The organism is Micromonospora sp. M51, from assembly GCF_018070305.1.
GTDB classification, from domain to species: domain Bacteria; phylum Actinomycetota; class Actinomycetes; order Mycobacteriales; family Micromonosporaceae; genus Micromonospora; species Micromonospora parva.
On sequence record NZ_JAGPXZ010000793.1, the window covers coordinates 1 to 2,706 of the forward strand.

The following is a 2,706-nucleotide window of genomic DNA, read 5'->3' on the forward strand; positions in this document are numbered from 1 at the left end:
CGGCTGCCCAGCTCCCGGGTGATCGAGCGGGCGACGCCGACGAGGCCGGCCTTGCTGGCGGCGTAGTTGACCTGCCCGGCGCCGCCGGCGAGGCCGACCACCGAGGAGATGAAGATCATGCGGCCCCACTTGGCGCGGAGCATCTTGCCGGAGGCCCGCTTGGCGACCCGGAACGCGCCGGTGAGGTTGGTGTCCACCACATCGGTGAACTGCTCCTCGGACATCCGCAGCAGCAGCGTGTCGGCGGTCATGCCGGCGTTGGCGACCAGCACCTCGACCGGCCCCAGCTCGGCCTCGACGGCGGCGAACGCGGCGTCGATCGAGGCGGCGTCGGTGACGTCGGCGCGGACGCCGAACAGCCCGTCGGGTGCCTCGCCGCTGCGGTGGGTGACCGCCACCCGGTCGCCCTGCTTGGCGAAGGCCTGCGCGATGGCCAGGCCGATTCCCCGGTTGCCCCCGGTCACCAGCACGGTACGGGCCACTGTTCCCCCTTGCGAATGGTCAGCACAGACGCGCGAAAGCCTAGGCGTTACCGACAGGTAAGCGCTAACGGGAGTCGCGTCACACTGGGGTACGACACCGGGATCAACCCCTGGTGGCACGCCTCGTGACGGTCTCGGCCCGTAGCCTCCGGGTGGTGAACCGGCATCCGATCGCCGTGGCCCTGCGGGCTCTGTGGCAGACAGTGCTGGGCCCGGACGCGCCGGTCGAACGGCCGCTGCTGGCCCGGTGGCCCGGGCCGGCCCGCTACGCCGCCCCGGTCGGCCTGCTGGCCGCACTCGGTCTCTTCCTGATCACGCTGACCGTGGAGAGCGAGTGGGGCCTGCCGATACTGGTCGCGCTGCTGTTCGCGGCGATGACCGTGGCGCCGCTGCTGGCGCTGCCCCGGCGTCCGCTGCTGGCCTGGCGGCTGACGGTGCTGGCCCTGCTGATCTGCACGTTCAACGCGCCGGCCGACCAGGCCTGGCCGTGGACCCCGCCGCTGGCGCTCGGGTCGATCGTGGTGGTGGCGGTGGTCGTCACGCGGGTCGACCGGCCGGTGCTGGGCTGGGTGGTGGCGATCACGACGGTGCCGGTGCTCACCCTGGTCGAGCCCGAGAACCGGGTCGCTGTCCTGCTGCTGCTCGGGGCGTTGGCGATCGTCGGTGACCTGATCCGACGCAACCGGCTGTCCCGGCGGGCGCTGGCCGCGCAGACCGAGCTGAGCGAGCGGGAGCAGGAACGCCGCGGGGTGCTGGAGGAGCGCACCCGGATCGCCCGGGAGCTGCACGACGTGGTGGCCCACCACATGTCGCTGATCGCGGTGCAGGCGGAGACCGCCCCGTACCGGCTGACCGACGTGCCGGCGCCGGCAGCCGCGGAGTTCGTCGCCATCGCCGCGTCGGCCCGCGACGCGCTCACCGACATGCGGCGACTGCTGGGGGTGCTGCGCAGCGAGACGACCGGGCCGCAGACCGCGCCGCAGCCGGACCTGACCGACCTGGGCGCGATGGTGGACGCCGCCCGCCGGGCCGGGCTGTCGGTCACGCTGGACGCCGAGCAGGTGGACGACGACCGGGTGCCCGCGCCGGTCGGGCTGGCCGCGTACCGCATCGTGCAGGAGGGCCTGGCCAACGCGGCCCGCCACGCGGCCGGCGCCGCGGTGCGGGTCACCGTCCGCGCCGGTGCGTCCGGCCTGGGGGTACGCGTGGAGAACGCGCCACCCGCCACGGCGGGCTCCCGGCCCGGCGAGGCGGGCTCCGGGCACGGGCTGACCGGCATGCGGGAACGGGCCACCTCGCTGGGCGGTACGTTCACCGCCGGGCCGCTGCCCGACGGGGGTTACGCGGTGGCGGCCGAGTTGCCGTACGACGCGGAGGGTGGGGACCGATGATCCGGGTGCTGATCGCCGACGACCAGGCGATGGTCCGGCAGGGCTTCGGCGCGCTGCTCGCCGCCCAACCGGATCTGCTGGTGGTGGGTGACGCCGCCGACGGGGCGCAGGCCGTGGCCGCCGCCCGCCACCTCGACCCGGACGTGGTGCTGATGGACGTGCGGATGCCGGTGATGGACGGGCTGGAGGCCACCCGCACGCTGCTCGGTGACCGGTCGGCGCAGCGTCCCCGGGTGCTCATCCTCACCACCTTCGACCTGGACGACTACGTGTACGAGGCGCTGCGCGCCGGGGCCAGCGGTTTCCTGCTCAAGGACGCCCCGGCGGCCGACCTGGTGCAGGCGGTGCGGGTGGTGGCGGCCGGGGACGCGCTGCTCGCCCCCGCTGTCACCCGCCGGCTGATCGCCGAGTTCGCGGCCCGCCCGGACCGCCGCCGCCCCCGCCCCACTGACCTGGCCGGGCTCACTCCACGAGAGACCGAGGTGCTGCGGTTGATCGCCCGGGGCCGCAACAACGCGGAGATCGCGGGTGACCTGGTGGTGGCCGAGCAGACAGTGAAGACGCACGTCGGGCGGATCCTGGCCAAGCTGGGGCTGCGCGACCGGGCCCAGGCCGTGGTGCTGGCGTACGAGACGGGTCTGGTGGCCGCCGGCGAGTAGCCCCGTGGAGCCAGCCCGGGAACGGCTCCGCGGCACGACGACCGGGCCCCGCCCCTGGGCGCACTCTCCCTCCGGACGACATTCCGGAGGGAGAACGTGATGCGACGACGAGGTGCCAGCCGGTTGGCGGTGGCCGCGCTGCTCGGCGTGAACCTGGTCCTGCCGACCCCGGCC

The 2,706-nt window shown here is 74.5% G+C and carries 3 protein-coding genes; 2 read left to right on the forward strand and 1 reads right to left on the reverse strand.

Annotated features, from left to right (window positions below; translation table 11 throughout):
* Window positions 1–482, reverse strand: a 482-nt coding sequence (locus KBX53_RS28860) for an SDR family NAD(P)-dependent oxidoreductase (protein ID WP_210862745.1), incomplete at its 3' end; no start/stop codon positions are given.
* 155 nt (window positions 483–637) lie between these two features.
* Here KBX53_RS28860 and KBX53_RS36910 point away from each other — a divergent pair.
* Both KBX53_RS36910 and KBX53_RS28870 read left to right on the forward strand, forming a co-directional pair.
* Window positions 638–1,873 carry a histidine kinase gene (locus KBX53_RS36910; protein ID WP_210862747.1) on the forward strand — a complete coding sequence of 412 codons (1,236 nt, stop codon included), beginning with the start codon at window positions 638–640 and terminating at the stop codon, window positions 1,871–1,873.
* Complete coding sequence (locus tag KBX53_RS28870; protein WP_030337802.1) at window positions 1,870–2,532, forward strand: response regulator transcription factor; 663 nt, start codon at window positions 1,870–1,872, stop codon at window positions 2,530–2,532. Before KBX53_RS36910 ends, KBX53_RS28870 begins: the two co-directional genes overlap by 4 nt.
* The last annotated feature ends 174 nt before the right edge of the window (window positions 2,533–2,706 follow it).

Bases quoted from the DNA above. Each gene is read 5' to 3' on its own strand.
- KBX53_RS28870 (WP_030337802.1), top strand. From the start codon at position 1,870: ATGATCCGGGTGCTGATCGCCGACGACCAGGCGATGGTCCGGCAGGGC.